14 protein-coding genes are annotated in these 13,633 nt (G+C 72.3%); 11 read left to right on the forward strand and 3 right to left on the reverse strand.

Going from position 1 to position 13,633, the window contains the following annotated elements; translation table 11 throughout:
• Positions 1-161: 161 nt before the first annotated feature.
• The 6 genes from ABLE88_RS08940 to ABLE88_RS08965 all read left to right on the forward strand — a co-directional run bounded on the left by ABLE88_RS08940 (position 162) and on the right by ABLE88_RS08965 (position 6,263).
• On the forward strand, positions 162-830 hold the full coding sequence (locus tag ABLE88_RS08940; protein WP_348831178.1) for a hypothetical protein: 669 nt from the start codon (positions 162-164) through the stop codon (positions 828-830).
• The gene (locus tag ABLE88_RS08945; protein ID WP_348831179.1) at positions 827-2,809 is read left to right on the forward strand and encodes an MFS transporter; all 1,983 of its coding nucleotides are present in this window, start codon (positions 827-829) and stop codon (positions 2,807-2,809) included. The genes ABLE88_RS08940 and ABLE88_RS08945 overlap by 4 nt, the downstream gene beginning before the upstream one ends.
• A 196-nt stretch (positions 2,810-3,005) precedes the next feature.
• Positions 3,006-3,368 carry an STAS domain-containing protein gene (locus tag ABLE88_RS08950; protein ID WP_348831180.1) on the forward strand — a complete coding sequence of 121 codons (363 nt, stop codon included), beginning with the start codon at positions 3,006-3,008 and terminating at the stop codon, positions 3,366-3,368.
• Between the two features lie 8 nt (positions 3,369-3,376).
• Positions 3,377-3,829: an ATP-binding protein gene (locus ABLE88_RS08955; RefSeq protein WP_348831181.1), complete on the forward strand. Its 453-nt coding sequence runs from the start codon at positions 3,377-3,379 to the stop codon at positions 3,827-3,829.
• Positions 3,830-4,264: 435 nt separating this feature from the next.
• Positions 4,265-5,971: a Na/Pi symporter gene (locus ABLE88_RS08960; RefSeq protein WP_348831182.1), complete on the forward strand. Its 1,707-nt coding sequence runs from the start codon at positions 4,265-4,267 to the stop codon at positions 5,969-5,971.
• The gene (locus ABLE88_RS08965) at positions 5,952-6,263 is read left to right on the forward strand and encodes an STAS domain-containing protein (RefSeq protein ID WP_348831183.1); all 312 of its coding nucleotides are present in this window, start codon (positions 5,952-5,954) and stop codon (positions 6,261-6,263) included. Before ABLE88_RS08960 ends, ABLE88_RS08965 begins: the two co-directional genes overlap by 20 nt.
• 16 nt (positions 6,264-6,279) lie before the next feature.
• Here the strand turns inward: ABLE88_RS08965 and epmA are convergent, their stop codons facing one another.
• Positions 6,280-7,362 (reverse strand): EF-P lysine aminoacylase EpmA, encoded by a 1,083-nt coding sequence (epmA, locus tag ABLE88_RS08970; protein WP_348831184.1) that lies wholly within the window; start codon positions 7,360-7,362, stop codon positions 6,280-6,282.
• 132 nt (positions 7,363-7,494) lie between these two features.
• Between epmA and efp the strand changes: the two genes are divergently transcribed.
• Positions 7,495-8,064, forward strand: a complete 570-nt coding sequence (gene efp, locus ABLE88_RS08975; RefSeq protein ID WP_348831186.1) for an elongation factor P — start codon at positions 7,495-7,497, stop codon at positions 8,062-8,064.
• A gap of 267 nt (positions 8,065-8,331) precedes the next feature.
• Complete coding sequence (locus ABLE88_RS08980) at positions 8,332-8,745, forward strand: response regulator (RefSeq protein ID WP_348831187.1); 414 nt, start codon at positions 8,332-8,334, stop codon at positions 8,743-8,745.
• Positions 8,746-8,844: 99 nt separating this feature from the next.
• Here the strand turns inward: ABLE88_RS08980 and grpE are convergent, their stop codons facing one another.
• Together grpE and hrcA are read right to left on the reverse strand one after the other, a co-directional pair.
• Positions 8,845-9,522, reverse strand: coding sequence for a nucleotide exchange factor GrpE (gene grpE, locus ABLE88_RS08985; protein WP_348831189.1), 678 nt, complete (start codon positions 9,520-9,522; stop codon positions 8,845-8,847).
• A 148-nt stretch (positions 9,523-9,670) separates the two neighbouring features.
• Positions 9,671-10,771: a heat-inducible transcriptional repressor HrcA gene (hrcA, locus tag ABLE88_RS08990; protein WP_348831190.1), complete on the reverse strand. Its 1,101-nt coding sequence runs from the start codon at positions 10,769-10,771 to the stop codon at positions 9,671-9,673.
• A 175-nt stretch (positions 10,772-10,946) separates the two neighbouring features.
• Between hrcA and rph the strand changes: the two genes are divergently transcribed.
• The 3 genes from rph to hemW all read left to right on the forward strand — a co-directional run bounded on the left by rph (position 10,947) and on the right by hemW (position 13,603).
• Positions 10,947-11,660: a ribonuclease PH gene (gene rph / locus ABLE88_RS08995; RefSeq protein ID WP_348831191.1), complete on the forward strand. Its 714-nt coding sequence runs from the start codon at positions 10,947-10,949 to the stop codon at positions 11,658-11,660.
• Positions 11,660-12,292: an RdgB/HAM1 family non-canonical purine NTP pyrophosphatase gene (rdgB, locus tag ABLE88_RS09000; RefSeq protein WP_348831192.1), complete on the forward strand. Its 633-nt coding sequence runs from the start codon at positions 11,660-11,662 to the stop codon at positions 12,290-12,292. The genes rph and rdgB overlap by 1 nt, the downstream gene beginning before the upstream one ends.
• A gap of 117 nt (positions 12,293-12,409) precedes the next feature.
• Positions 12,410-13,603, forward strand: a complete 1,194-nt coding sequence (gene hemW, locus ABLE88_RS09005; protein WP_348831193.1) for a radical SAM family heme chaperone HemW — start codon at positions 12,410-12,412, stop codon at positions 13,601-13,603.
• The last annotated feature ends 30 nt before the right edge of the window (positions 13,604-13,633 follow it).

Genomic DNA, 13,633 nt, shown 5'->3' on the forward strand with positions numbered 1-13,633 from the left:
AGGCTTCGACAATGGGTCGGGGCCGGACGTTACCTGCGCCGCCTGCATCAAACCAGACCAAATTGGTGTTGCACGCAAAAAACGCCCTTTTCCCTCGCCCCGCTTTTCACGGCGCGGATTGCCTGACATTGTGCGCCACTCCCGCTCCAACGGTCGACACCATGACGCGGACCACATTGTGGCTCATAGCCTTGTTCGCCCTGATCGCCGCCGCGTGCGTCGCCTTCGGCGCCTACTTCTCCTACGTCACCCTGCTCAACGCCCATCGCGCGGCGATCGAGGCGCGGTTCGGCATCACCGCCGAACGCCTCGCCGGTACCGCCGAGCGGGCGAGCTCGCTCGGCATCGCCTTGCCGGCGCAGGCGACGCTCGCCGATCTGCTGCGCCGCGAGGCTGAGATCGAGGCGGCGATCGCCTCCATCGACGTGGTGGACGAGCGCGGCGTGGTGCTGTTCAGCAGCCGACCGGAGCGCGTGGGCGCGGCCGATCCCAAGGTCCGCAACGCGGTGTCGCGGCGAATCACCAACGATCTGGGCGTCGCCATCGGCAGGGTGGAGCTGCGCTACGACCCGGCGACGCTGGCGGTCGGTTCCGCCGCCCTTGCCGACGACCTGTCGGTGATCGCGGTGCCGACCCTGGCGGTGGCCTGCCTCGCCACCATCCTGGTCGGCCTGCTGCTCGCCATGAGCCTGCGCCGCTCGGCGCTGCGCGCGGCCGAGCCGTCCTCCTGGCCGCCGGCGGCGCGCGCCGCGTTCGAGGCGGTCTCCCAGGTCCATGCCCGCACCGCCGCCGACGGCGCCGTCACCTTGAAGCCGGAGTTGCGGCCATGATCGGATTCCGCGCCGGCATTTCGATCGCCATCGCCGCGGTCCTGTGCGTCGCCCTCGCCGTGGTCGGCTGGGGCGCGCGCAGCGCCGCCGAGCGCACCATCGTGCCGGAGATCCTCGCCAAGGCCGAATCGGTGGGCCGCTCCGCCGCCAGCCTGGTGGAGGTCGCCTACGGCGCGGGCATTCCGCTCGACCGGATGGTGGGGGTGCCGGCCTATTTCGCCGACCTGCGCGCGGCCAACCGCGAGTTCGCGCTGATCCGCATGACCGCGCCGGACGGGCGCGAGATCGCCCGCTCGGGTCCGGCCGCCGGGATGGCGGCGGCGCCGGTGGTCCACGTGGCGGCGGCCAGCCGCTCGGGCGTGCCCATCGCCGACATCGCGGTGACCGTCGATCCGAGCGTGATCTCCGAGGAGGTCGGCGGCGTGCTGATCGACGTCGCCTTCATCGGCGTCGTCTCGCTGCTGATCGCGCTGGAGCTGGTGGCGCTGGTCATCGGCACCAGCGGCATCGCCGCCCTGTCGGCGCTGGAGGACCGCCTGCGCGCCCTCGCCAAGGGGCGGCTCGCGCTGCACGAGGGCGGCGCGGAAACCCGGGCGCGCGAACTCGTCGCCCCCATCGACCGGCAGATGAGCGACCTCGCCGCGCGCCACGCCGCCGCGCGCGCCGCCGCCGCGCGGGCGGGCGACGCCGAGGCGCTCGCCCAGCTCGACCAGGTCTCCCGCCGCACCGGCCTCGGCGCGGTGACGACGCCGGAATGCCAGGCCGCGGTGGCGGTGCGCCCGGCGCTGTTCCTGTTCATGCTGGCCGAGGAGCTGACGCGGCCGTTCCTGCCGCGCTTCGCCCAGGGCCTCGCGGCGGGCGACGGCGCCATCGGCCCCGACATGGCGGCGAGCCTTCCCATCGTCGCCTTCATGGCGGTGGTGGCGCTGTGCCAGATCCCGTTCGCGGCGCTCTCCGAGCGCATGGGCCGGCGCCCCGGCTTCCTGATCGGCGCGCTGCTCGCCGCCTGCGGCTACGCGCTCTCCGCCTCCACCGGGGACTACACGCTGTTCCTCGCCGCGCGGGTGGCCACGGCGGTGGGCTACGCGCTGGTGTTCGTCTCCGCCCAGGGCCATGTGGTGGACTATTCCGCCGGCAGCGCGCGCACCACGGCGCTCGCCGTGTTCGTGCGCGCCATCATGGTGGCGAGTCTGTGCGGGCCGCCCATCGGCGGCGTCATCGCCGACCGGCTCGGGCCGCAGGCGGCGTTCTTCCTCGCCGCGGGCCTTGCCATCGTGGCGCTCGGCGTCGCCGCCCTCACGCTGCCCGCGGCGCGGCACGCGGTGAAGGGCGCGGGCCTGTCCTGGCGCGACCTGAAGGACGCGGCGCGGGCGCCGCGTCTGATGGCGCTCCTGGTGGGCTGCGCCTTCCCGGCCAAGCTGCTGCTCGCCGCCTTGTGCTTCCTGCTGGTGCCGCTCCAGCTCCAGGCCCTGGGCTATTCGTCGGCCGCCATCGGCCGCTTCCAGATGATCTATCCCATCCTCATGGTGGTGCTGGTGCCGGTGTTCGCGGCCATGGCCGACCGCATGGCGGCGCGCGCCGGCTTCGTGGTGCTGGGCGGCCTGGTGGCCGGCGCCGGCGCCTTGGCGCTGCCGCTCTTTCCGGGCGTGCTGGTCATCGCTTTGGCGCTGGTGCTGCTGGGCATCGGCCAGTCCATGTCCATCGCCTCCCAGTCGGCGCTGGTGGCCGACAGCGCCTCTGCGACCGGCGGCCGGTCGGCCGGCGTGCTCGGCCTGTTCCGCCTGGTGGAGCGCTCGGGCAACGCCGCCGGGCCGGCGGCGGCCGGCGCGCTGCTGGCGAGCATCGGCTTCGCGTCCGCCGGCGCGGCCCTGGGCGCGGTGGTGGTGGCGGGCGCCGCGCTCTACGCCCTCGCCGGGCGCGGCGCGCTGCGCCCCGGCGCGGCGGCGAGCGCCTCCGCCAGCGAAGGCGGCGCGCTGTGACGACGGGAGCCGCACCGCCTCCTCCCCGGCGACGCGCGGGGGCGGATCCGCGGGGAACGTGGCCGTGCCGGCGGCGCGCCCCGTTTCCATGGCCCGCGATCTTCTCTAGAGTGTCACCGAGCTTCGGCACGTTGGGCGCGGTCGGCGTCCCTGCGGCCGTGACGCAACCTTCCGCTGCCGGGAGATCGACGGGGTTATGAAGATCGAGACGACCGAGCTCGGAAACCACGTGGTGCTCGCCGCCTTGGCCGGGCGGCTGGATATCGCCGGAGCCGGGGCTGTGGAGATTCCGTTCTCCACGGCCGCCCGCGAGGCGCATGTGATGGTGGTGGATCTCGGCGGCGTGACGTTCCTCGCCTCCATCGGCATCCGCCTGCTGCTGGCCAACGCCAAGGCGCTGACCCGGCGCGACGGCCACATGATCCTCTTCGGCTGCGATCCGCAGGTGGAGAAGGTGCTGCGCTCCACCGGCGTCGACCAGCTGATCGCCATCGTGGCGACCCGCGAGGAGGCGGTGGCGCGGGCCGGACATCTCGTTCCCGGCGGCGGCCCGGTCTAAGGTCCGACATGACTGCCGCTCCCGCAGCCGGGACCCTGCTTTCCGAGCTGAGGGTCGGCGCGAGCATCGATGCCGTGGCGGACGCCACCGCCTGGCTCGGCGACGTGGCCGAGGCCGAAGGCTGGCCGGACGCCATGCGATTCGGCCTCGAGCTCAGCCTCGAAGAGGCGCTCACCAACGTCGTCTCCTACGGCTTCGCCGGGGTGGACCATGCGCCCGACATCCGCGTCGAATGCTGGCGCATGCCCGAGGGCCGGGCGGCGGTGCGCATCCGCGACAACGGCGTCGCCTTCGATCCCACCGCGATCCCCGAGCCCGAGGTCGCCGCCTCGCTCGAGGAGGCCAAGATCGGCGGCCACGGCGTCCAGCTCATGCGCCATTTCCTCGAGAGCTTCAGCTACGAGCGCGCGAGCGGGGAGAACCGGCTGACCCTGGTGGCGAAGCCGGCCGCCGCCAGCTAGGCGCGCTCCGCAGGCATGCACCGCCGCGCGGTTCCATGCGCTGCCGGCCCCGCCGCAAAGCTCCATTTGAGAGCTGGGGCATGGCCGGCCCCTGCGGGCCGATGCGGTTCGGGTCCGAATCGCCGCCCGTCCTCGGGCGCGATTGGGACATCGGCTCCCACCGGGTGCCGGCGCGGTGCGGTTCGAGGACGGCGCGGGTCCGCCGCCCGGGCGGCACGGCCGTGAACGCCGCGCGCGCCGCGCGCCGCCCGGTCAACTGAATAGTCAATGAAAACAGATGCTTGAACTGTAGTCTTAGCGACATGGAAATTTCACATACTGCCCCGCGCGCCGTGCTCCGCAGCGGACGGGCGCTGGGTGGCGTGCGGCGGTCGCGCGTCGGTGCCGCGGCGTGCCCGCGCGGCGCCGCGGGCGCCGCCCGAGAGGGAAGTCCCAATGATGGCGGTGGTTCTGGCGGAGATCCTGGCGGGGCTCGGTCTGCTGTTCTTTGGGCTGAAGACGATGGCGAGCCATCTGCAGAGCGCCACCGGGCGACGGGTGCGCCGCCTGCTGCGCTCGGCCACGGGCTCGCCGCTGGCGGGGCTGTTGTCCGGCATCGTCGCCGGCGCCGCCAGCCAGTCTTCCAACGCGGTGGCGCTGATCTGCGGCAACCTGGTGCGCGGCGGCGTGTTCACCACCCGCGACGCGATCCCGGTGGTGGCGGGCGGCAATGTGGGCACCGCGGCCCTGGTGTTCGTCGCCGCCTTCGATTTCCGCCTGGTGGTGCTCTATCTGCTGGCGCTGGTGGGGTTCGGCTTCCACGTCAAGCTCGACCGCCAGCCGGCCTGGAAGGAGTGGATCTGGGTCGCCCTCGGCCTCACGCTGGCGCTGCTCGGGCTCGACTTCATCAAGCAGGGGCCGCGCGATCTCGACGTGGCGCTGATCGCCGGCGCCCTGGAGGCCGGCCTGTCGCCCTGGGCCGGCTTCCTCATCGGCATGGTGGCGGCGGCGCTGTGCCAGTCCTCCTCCACCCCCACCATCCTGGTGCTGGCGCTGATGCAGGCGCGTCTGCTCGGCCTCGAGGACGCCTTCTTCATCGTGCTCGGCGCCAATCTCGGCTCGGGGCTCGCCACGCTCGTCTCCTCGGGCGAGCTCGAGGGCACCGGGCGGCAGCTGTGCTACGTCCACATCCTGGTGAAGGCGATCGGCTGCGTGCTGCTGCTCGGCGCCTGGCTGGCGGTGGCGCTGGCGGGCGGCGATCCGGAAGCGGTGCTGGCGGCGGCGGGCGGCAGCGGCGGACCGCAGACCGCGATCTCGGTGCTGTTCCTGGTGCTCCAGCTCGCCGGCGCGGTGCCGGTGGCGCTGCTGCGCGGCGTCACGGAGAAGATCGCCGTGCACTTGAGCCCGCCCTCGGTGGAGGACGACGCCTCGCGCCCGCGCTACATCCACCACCGCGCGGTGGAGGAGGCCTCCACCGCGCTCGATCTGTCCGAGCAAGAGGGCGCGCGGCTCCTCAAGCTGCTGCCCAACCTCTTGCCCGACCTCGACCGCGGCGCCGAAGACTACAGCCCCGAGGCGCGCGACGCCTTCTGGAAGGGCTCCACCGCCATCATCCACGCGCTCGACCTGTTCTTGGTGGACGTGATCCGCGCCGGGGCGACGCGCGAGAGCCTCGACATCGCGCTCCAGCAGCAGGCGCAGCTCGAGACCATCCGCGCCCTGGTGGACACGGTGCATGATTTCACCGGCCTGGTGGAGGATTTCGAGAGCGTGCCGCCGCTCGTCTTCAATCTCTCCGAATCGCTGCGCACCATCGTCCTGTCGCTGGCGGACGCGGCCGATGGCGGCGCGGTGGAGGACTTCGACCTGCTCATCCACCTGACCGCCGACCGCTCCGAGATGCTCGACCGCATCCGCCGCGCGCTCGCCGCCTCGGCCCCGGGCGCCGAAGCGGACTCGCGCCGCCTCATGCTCGCCACCAGCCTGTTCGAGCGCGCGGTCTGGCTGGTGCGGCGCATCGCGGTGGCGTTGCGCCCCCCTGCGATTGAGGATACAGCACCGGAAGGTGACCCCGCGCGGCAGGAGGCTCCGGCGGAAGCCCGCCTGCCGCACGCCGGGACGGGTCCGAGGGTGCGGAGCGCTCATGACGTCCATGCACATTGATCGCGAACAGTCGGGGAACGACGTGCTCCTCAAGGTGGTGGGGCGCCTCGACACCCCGAACGCGAAGCCGTTCGAGGCGAGCCTGATGGAGGTGGTGTCCCAGACCACGGGCGGCATCATCGTCAACCTGTCGGGGGTGGACTACGTCTCCTCCTCGGGCCTGCGCGCGCTGCTGGTGGCCGGCAAGTCCATGCGCACCGGCAAGCGCAAGCTGGCGCTCACGGCCCTGCAGCCGCAGATCCGCGAGGTGTTCGACATCTCCGGCTTCTCGTCGCTGTTCGAGATCACCTGAGCGGGGCGCGGCCCAATCAGGGCTGCGCGACCGGGGCGAACAGCATGTCCTCGATGCGCCGCGCGCCGGCGGCCAGCATGGCGAGCCGGTCGAAGCCGAGCGCGCAGCCGCTCGACGGCGGCATCTGCGCCAGCGCGGCGATCAGCTCCTCGTCGATCGGGTAGCGCTCGCCATAAAGGCGCGCCTTCTCGTCCATGTCGCGCGTGAAGCGCCGGCGCTGCTCCGCCGGGTCGGTGAGCTCGCCGAATGCATTGGCGAGTTCGAGGCCGCAGGCATAGAACTCGAACCGTTCGGCAAGGCGCGGATCGGCGGGCTTGGCGCGGGCGAGCGCGGCCTCGCTCACCGGATACTCGCACAAGATGGTCGCCCGGCCGATGCCGAGCTTCGGCTCGATGCGCTCCACCAGAACCCGCGAGAACAGGTCGGCGAAGGTGTCGTCCGGCGCGGTGCGGATGCCGGCGGCCGCGACCGTTCGGGCGAAGGCCGCCGTGTCGGGCGCGTCGCCGGGCGCGGGCAGGAGCGCGTCGAGGTCGATCCCCCCATGGCGCGCGAACGCCTCGATGAGCGTCAGGCGCTCGGGCGCTGCGAACGGGTCGCAAACGCGGCCGCCATGGGCGAAGGCGCGGGCGCCGCCCGCCTCCGCCGCCAAAGCGAGCAGGCGCGCGCAATCCTCCATCAGCGCCTCGTAGGGCGCATGAGCGCGGTACCATTCCACCATGGTGAATTCGGGATGGTGGATCCTGCCGCGCTCGCGGTTGCGGAACACGCGCGCGAATTCGACGATGCGGGTCTCGCCCGCCGCCAGCAGCTTCTTGGCGGAAAATTCCGGCGAGGTGCGCAGATAGAGCGGAGCGGGCGCGCCGTCGGGCGCCTGGAGCGTGGTGGCGAAGGCGTGCAGGTGGGTTTCGTTGCCCGGAGAGCGCTGCAGGATGGGGGTCTCCACCTCCAGGAAGCCCCAATCGGAAAACGCCTGGCGCAGGCGGGCGAGGATGCGCATGCGCGCGAGCAGGAACGGCCGGCGGTCCTCATAGGCCCGCCGGTCCCACCAGGGGCTCGGGGCGGGGCCGCGCTCGGGGCCGGGGAAGGGGGGTGCGGTCATCGCCTCGGCGGGTCCTCGGCTGGCGCGCAAGGCGGGAAATGCGCGCGAAGGCTGGCGCTCGGCGCCATTATGGGCTAGGTGCCGCCCAACACTCAGAGGCGGCGCCGCCGCACAGTTCGAGGAACACAGGACGTGGTCAAGGTCATCGCCAGCTCCCTGCGCAAGGGCAATGTGGTCGACATCGACGACAAGCTCTATGTGGTGCTCACCGCCGAGAACATCCATCCCGGCAAGGGCACGCCGGTCACCCAGCTCGACATGCGCCGGATTTCCGACGGCGTGAAGATCTCCGAGCGCTACCGCACCACCGAGCAGGTGGAGCGCGCCTTCGTCGAGGACCGTCCGCACACCTTCCTCTACGAGGATTCGGACGGCTACACCTTCATGAACCCGGAGAATTTCGACCAGGTGACGGTGCCGAAGGACGTCATGGGCGATTCCGCCGTGTATCTCCAGGAGGGCATGGAATGCATGCTCTCCACCCACAACGGCGTGCCGATCGCCATCGAGCTGCCGGCCCGGGTGACGCTGGAGATCGTCGACACCGAGCCGACCGTGAAGGGGCAGACCGCCTCCTCGTCCTACAAGCCGGCCATGCTGTCCAATGGCGTGCGCACCATGGTGCCGCCGCATATCTCGGCCGGCACCCGCGTGGTCATCATGACCGCCGACGCCTCCTATGTGGAGCGCGCCAAGGACTGATCGCCCCGCCCCGCGCGGTTCGGCGGGGGCATGGCTGCCCGTCTTCGGCCGCAGGGCAGCATTGCGATGCGGGCCGGCGGGCTCGCATCTGCAGGCGCCAGGGCAGGCCGTGCGCAGGCGCGCATGTCTTGCCGCGCCCCTTGCCGCGCTGAGGCGCGGATGGCGCAAGGGCAGGTCGGGGCAAGACACCGCGCTCGCCGGGCGGAACTTTCTGTCTCAGGCGCCGTTGGTCGCGAAAATGCATGACCAATCAAGGCGTATGTAGAGATGAAGTTTTTTGGCAAGCGGGTGCTCGTCGTCGAGGACGAGTTCCTGGTGGCCCTGGGCCTCGAGGACAATCTCAAGGCGCTCGGCTGCACCGTCGTCGGCCCCGTCGCTAACCTTTCGGCCGCCATGCTGGCCGCGGCGCACGAGACCTTGGATGCGGCGATACTCGACGTCAATCTCGCCGGGGAAACCGTGTTTCCGGCCGCCGCCATCCTCGTGCACCGCGGCATTCCCTTCATGTTCTGCTCGGGCTATTCGGGCTCGGGCCGGCTGCCGGAGGGGTTCGCCGACGCCCCGCGCGTGCCCAAGCCCTATACCAGCTCGGCCATCGCCGCCGCGCTCGCCGACCTGATAGGGACCGACGCCTGCGGATTCGGGCCCCGCGGCGGCGTCCAGGCCGACGGACATCCCTGATCGGCCGCCGCCGCGCCGGCGGCCGACTTGCGAACATGGTCAATGATTGGTTAACCGGGCGAAGACCGGCTTCGGGGCGGCGGGCGCCCCGACGCGCGTTCAGCCGGGGCTGTTCGCCTGATCCTTGCCCGCTTGCGACCTGCCCGCGTCGGACCTGCCGGCATCCGGCTTCGCGGCATCGTGCTTGGGGCCGCCCCTCGCCACCCCGACCATGGCCGGGCGCAGCACGCGCTCGCCGATGGTGTAGCCCGCCTGGACCACCTGGACCACGGTGCCGCTGTGCACGCTCGGGTCGGGAACCTCGAACATGGCCTGGTGCAGGTTCGGGTCGAAGCGCTCGCCGCGCGGCTCAAGCTTCCTGACGCCGTGCTTTTCCAGCGCCCGCTGCAGGCCGCGCTCGGTGAGCTCGAGGCCCTCGATCAGCGCCTTCAGCGAGCCTTCCGCCTCCTCCTTGACCTTGTCGTCCACGGCGGCGAGCGCCCGGGCGAGGTCGTCGGCGACGTTCAGCATGTCGCGCGCGAACGCGGCGGCGCCGTAGGTCTTGGCGTCGGCCACTTCCTTGTCGGCGCGGCGGCGCACGTTCTCGGCCTCGGCAAAGGCGCGCAGGTACCGGTCCTTCAGGCTGGCGATCTCCGCCTCAAGCCGCGCGCGCTCGGCGGCGGCGTCAGCGCCGATCTGGGCGTCGGCGGCGGCGAGGGCCTCGGCTTCCGCATTGGCCTCGGAGCTGGGGTCGGCCGCGCCCTCGCCGGGCTCGGGCGCGCGCTTGTGCTCGCTCATCCGGTCTTCCTCTTTCCTCAAAGGGTTGCCGCCCTGCGGCGGGCGGGCAATCGATGGCGTCCCGCCCGGGCGGGCGGGCCTGGTCCCCGCGCATATCGGAGGAGCGGGCGCAAAAATCAAGAGTTCGCGACCACGCGCCCCGCCGCCCTCAGGCCGCGTCCGCTCCCGGCGCGCCGAGCACGCGGCTGACCAGGCGCGCGGTGAAGTCCACCATGGGCACGATGCGCCCGTAATTGAGCCGGGTGGGGCCGATCACGCCGAGCACGCCCAATACCCGGCCCTGGCCGTCGCGATAGGGCGCGACGATGGTGGAGGAGCCCGACAGCGAGAACAGCCGGTTCTCCGAGCCGATGAAGATGCGCAGCGCCTGCGCCTCCTCGGCGCGGCCGAGCAGGTCCACCACGTCGCGCTTCTGCTCCAGGTCGTCGAACAGCAGGCGGATGCGCTCCAGGTCCTCCAGCGCGTGCAGGTCCTCCAGCAGCTTGGCCTGGCCGCGCACGATCAGCCGGCGCTCGGCAGGCGCGTCGCCGGACCAGGTGGCGAGCCCGGCCTCCACCACCCGGGCGGTGAGGGCGTCGAGGTCGCGCCGGAGCTCCGCGAGCAGGCTCTCCATCTCGGTGCGCGCCTCGGCCAGGGTGCGGCCGCGGATGCGGGCGTTGAGGAAATTGGTCGCCTCGGTGAGCGCCGAGGCGGGCAGCCCCGGCGGCAGCGGCAGCACGCGGTTCTCCACCTGCCCATCCTCGGACACCAGGATCACCAGCGCGCGGTCGGGGTCGAGCGGCACGAACTCCACATGCTTGAGGCGCGGGTCGGTCTTCAGCGCGGTGACGACGCCGGCCCCGCGCGAGAGGCCGGAGAGCAGAGCCGAGGCCTCCTGCAGCACGCCCTCGACGGTGGCGCCCTTGGCAGCCGCCATCACCTGGGTCTCGATATTGGTGCGGTCGCGCTCGTTGACGTCGCCGATCTCCAGCATGGCATCGACGAAGAAGCGCAGCCCGCGCTCGGTGGGCAGCCGCCCGGCGCTGGTGTGGGGCGCGAAGATCAGGCCGGCGGCCTCCAGGTCCGCCATCACGTTGCGCACCGAGGCGGGCGACAGCGTCATGGGGATGAGGCGCGAGATGTTGCGCGAGCCCACCGGCTCGCCGGTGGCGAGGTAGCTTTCCACGATCTGGCGGAAGATCTCGCGCGCGCGCTCGTCGATCTGCGCCAGGCCGCCGGAGGAGAGGGACAATAGCGGGTCGAGAGCCACGGTCGGGTGCCTCTTGGGCGGAATGCTGCCGGCGCCCGGCGAAGGCCGGGAGCCCATTATGTGACCCCGGCGCCGGCTTCGTTCAAGCGCCGCGGCCGCGCGCCCCTTGCCCGCGGGGGCCCCGCCCCCCTAATAAGGCGCCCCCCGAACGAGAACACCAAGAAGGAAGTGCCCCATGCGTCCCAGCAAACGCGCCCCCGACGAGATGCGCGCCGTCTCCTTCGAGCGGGGCGTCATGCGCCATGCGGAAGGCTCGTGCCTCGTGAAGTTCGGCGACACCCACGTTCTGGTTGCCGCGACGCTGGAGGAGCGCATGCCGCCGTGGCTGAAGGGCCAGGGCCGCGGCTGGGTGACGGCGGAATATTCCATGCTGCCGCGCGCCACCCACGACCGCACCCGGCGCGAGAGCACCACCGGCCGGCCCTCCGGCCGCACCCAGGAGATCCAGCGCCTGATCGGCCGCTCGCTGCGCTCGGTGACCGACCTCGTCGGCCTCGGCGAGAAGCAGATCACCATCGATTGCGACGTGCTCCAGGCGGACGGCGGCACCCGCACCGCCGCCATCACGGGGGCCTGGATCGCGCTCTATGACTGCCTTGCCTGGATGCGCGCCCGCTCCATGGTGAAGGAGATCCCGCTGAAGACCCACGTCGCCGCGGTCTCCTGCGGCATCTTCGAGGGCACGCCGGTGCTCGACCTCGATTATGCCGAGGATTCCGCCGCCGAGACCGACGCCAATTTCGTCATGACCTCCGACGGCGGCATCGTCGAGATCCAGGGCACGGCCGAGAAGACCCCGTTCTCGCAGGACGAGCTGCTGTCGCTGCTCGCGCTCGCGCGCGGCGGGGTGGAGCATCTGGTGGCGCTCCAGAAGGCGGCCGTCGCCTGATGGGCCGGCGCCTCTCCGGCCGCCTCGTGGTGGCGACCCACAATCCGGGCAAGCTCATCGAGATGCGCCTGCTGCTCGCGCCGCACGGGGTGGAGGCGGTGTCCGCCGCCGAGCTGGGCCTTGCCGAGCCGGAGGAGACCGAGACGACCTTTTCCGGCAATGCGCGGCTGAAGGCGGTGGCGGCGGCGACCGCCTCGGGCTTTCCCGCCTTCGCCGACGATTCCGGCCTCGTGGTCGATGCGCTCGGCGGCGCGCCCGGCATCCACACCGCCCGCTGGGCGGGGCCGGCGCGCGACTTCGAGATGGCCATGGAGAAGGTGGAGGAGGAATTGCGCCAGGCCGGCGCGCAGGCGCCCGCGCAGCGCACCGCGCGCTTCGTCTCGGCGCTCTGCCTCGCCTGGCCGGACGGCCACCGGGAGGAATTCGAGGGCACGGTGGAGGGCACTTTGGTGTGGCCGCCGCGCGGGGCGAAGGGCTTCGGCTACGACCCCATGTTTCAGCCACAGGGCCATGACAAGACCTTCGCCGAGATGACCGCGGACGAGAAGCACGCCATGCCGCCCAAGGGCTTCGGCCTCTCGCATCGGGCGCGGGCATTCCTGAAGCTCTCCAAGGCGTGCCTGGAGGGGTGACGCCAGCCCCGTGTCCCGGACGCATGGAGCGCCAGCGGAAGGAGAGCCGGGACGCGTGGGGCAAAGGCGGGGGCGGAACCAGGATCGGGCGCAGCGCCCGGTGAGGACGAGCGTGAGATGACCAAAGCCGCAATCAAGCCCGGCACCGCGGGCGCCGCGGCGCCCGCCGCCGCCGGCGGGTTCGCGGTCTATGTCCACTGGCCGTTCTGCCTCGCCAAATGCCCCTATTGCGACTTCAACTCCCATGTGCGGCACGCCCCGCCCGACCAGGCGCGCTTCCTGGCCGCCTTCCGGCGCGAGATCGGCCACATGCGCGCCCTGTCGGGCCCGCAGCGGGCCGAGAGCGTGTTCTTCGGCGGCGGCACGCCCTCGCTCATGGCGCCGGAGACGGTGGGCGGCATCCTCGACGCCATCGACGAGGCCTGGCCGCTCGCCGGCGATGCCGAGGTGACGCTGGAGGCCAACCCCACCTCGGTGGAGGCGACGCGGTTCGCCGGCTACCGCGCCGCCGGCGTCAACCGGGTCTCGCTCGGCGTCCAGGCGCTCGACGATGCCGACCTCAAGGGCCTCGGCCGCATGCATTCGGTGGCCGAGGCGCTGGCCGCCGTGGCGGTGGCGCGCGCCGCGTTCGATCGCGTGTCCTTCGACCTGATCTATGCCCGCCCGGGCCAGACGCCGGACGCCTGGGCCGCCGAGCTCGCCCGCGCGCTGGCGGAAGGCTGCGAGCATCTCTCGCTCTACCAGCTCACCATCGAGCCGGGCACGCCGTTCGAGCGGCTCTATGGCGCCGGCAAGCTGATCCTGCCGGACGACGAGGCCTCGCGCGCGCTCTGGGACGTGACGCAGGAGGTCACCGCCGCCGCCGGCCTGCCCGCCTACGAGGTCTCCAACCACGCCAGAGCGGGCGCGCAGGCGCGGCACAATCTCGTCTATTGGCGCTACGGCACCTATGCCGGCATCGGCCCCGGCGCCCATGGCCGGCTGCTGCTGGACGGCGCGCGCCGCGCCACCCTCACGGAGCGCGCGCCGGAGGCCTGGCTCGCCTGCGTCGAGGCCGCGGGCCACGGCATCGTCGAGGATACGGCGCTCACCGCGGCCGAGCAGGCGGACGAGATGCTGCTCATGGGCCTGCGCCTTCGGGAGGGCGTGGATCTGTCCCGCCATGCCGGGCTCGCCGGCCGCCCGCTCGATGACGGGCGCATTGCCGCGCTTCAGGCCGACGGCCTCGTGGTGCGCGCGGGCGACCGGCTCCAGGTGACGGCGGAGGGCTTCCCGGTGCTCAACGCCGTGATCGCGGCGCTGGCCGGCTGACCGCGCCGCCGCGCCGGACGCACAAAAGCC

The organism is Xanthobacter luteus (assembly GCF_040049235.1).
In the GTDB taxonomy this organism is placed as follows: domain Bacteria; phylum Pseudomonadota; class Alphaproteobacteria; order Rhizobiales; family Xanthobacteraceae; genus Xanthobacter.

Bases quoted from the DNA above. Each gene is read 5' to 3' on its own strand.
- ABLE88_RS08940 (WP_348831178.1), top strand. From the start codon at position 162: ATGACGCGGACCACATTGTGGCTCATAGCCTTGTTCGCCCTGATCGCC.
- ABLE88_RS08945 (WP_348831179.1), top strand. From the start codon at position 827: ATGATCGGATTCCGCGCCGGCATTTCGATCGCCATCGCCGCGGTCCTG.
- ABLE88_RS08950 (WP_348831180.1), top strand. From the start codon at position 3,006: ATGAAGATCGAGACGACCGAGCTCGGAAACCACGTGGTGCTCGCCGCC.
- ABLE88_RS08955 (WP_348831181.1), top strand. From the start codon at position 3,377: ATGACTGCCGCTCCCGCAGCCGGGACCCTGCTTTCCGAGCTGAGGGTC.
- ABLE88_RS08960 (WP_348831182.1), top strand. From the start codon at position 4,265: ATGATGGCGGTGGTTCTGGCGGAGATCCTGGCGGGGCTCGGTCTGCTG.
- ABLE88_RS08965 (WP_348831183.1), top strand. From the start codon at position 5,952: ATGACGTCCATGCACATTGATCGCGAACAGTCGGGGAACGACGTGCTC.
- epmA (WP_348831184.1), bottom strand. From the start codon at position 7,362: ATGACCGCACCCCCCTTCCCCGGCCCCGAGCGCGGCCCCGCCCCGAGC.
- ABLE88_RS08980 (WP_348831187.1), top strand. From the start codon at position 8,332: ATGAAGTTTTTTGGCAAGCGGGTGCTCGTCGTCGAGGACGAGTTCCTG.
- grpE (WP_348831189.1), bottom strand. From the start codon at position 9,522: ATGAGCGAGCACAAGCGCGCGCCCGAGCCCGGCGAGGGCGCGGCCGAC.
- rph (WP_348831191.1), top strand. From the start codon at position 10,947: ATGCGTCCCAGCAAACGCGCCCCCGACGAGATGCGCGCCGTCTCCTTC.
- rdgB (WP_348831192.1), top strand. From the start codon at position 11,660: ATGGGCCGGCGCCTCTCCGGCCGCCTCGTGGTGGCGACCCACAATCCG.
- hemW (WP_348831193.1), top strand. From the start codon at position 12,410: ATGACCAAAGCCGCAATCAAGCCCGGCACCGCGGGCGCCGCGGCGCCC.